This window comes from Oleiphilus sp. HI0043, assembly GCF_001634935.1.
This window is the reverse complement of the sequence record NZ_LWEY01000026.1, coordinates 1-566: the sequence shown is the minus strand read 5'-3', so window position 1 is coordinate 566 and position 566 is coordinate 1. Positions and strand designations below refer to the sequence as shown.

General features: G+C 42.2%; 1 protein-coding gene. It reads left to right on the top strand.

What is annotated here, in order from left to right; genetic code table 11:
• Positions 1–566, top strand: a 566-nt coding sequence (locus tag A3729_RS32015) for a hypothetical protein (protein WP_197475462.1), incomplete at both ends; no start/stop codon positions are given.

Genomic DNA, 566 nt, shown 5'->3' with positions numbered 1-566 from the left:
GGTGAGCCTTCAGCTACGACAGATAGTGAAGGGTTCTTTACTACATCGAGTGACGGTACAACTAACTATTGTGAATCAGCTGCGACAGAAAAATATTGCTTGCAGCTAAAAGGTGATGTTCCAGACGAAGTGGTGCTTAGAACCTATGGCGGGTTTGACATCTTTACGGGCGAACCTTTCATTGGTGAACTATCTGCACGCGTTTCACCTGAAGTTGATGGGAAAATTCCTGATCAGATGATTACGCCTTTAAGCTCTGTGATGGTTGAAGGGGGGAGTGCGACCCTAGGGAATTTGATTTCTGATCCGAGTTTACTTGATGACGACTTCTTATCAGGCTCTGACTTTAACTCCGAGGCTGCAAATAAAGCCTATTTATTACATAAGATTGCAGTCATCTTTGCAGATGTTTTTGAGGAAAAGTATGACGTATTTGGTGAAGAAAGCTTCTTTCCAGATAGCTCTTCAACCTTTATATATGAGCAATTCGCTGACCAATTAGCGGGTAGTTCTGCAATTGATTCAACGATGATTGCTTCGGTATTTGATGCGGTTAATCAGCAAAT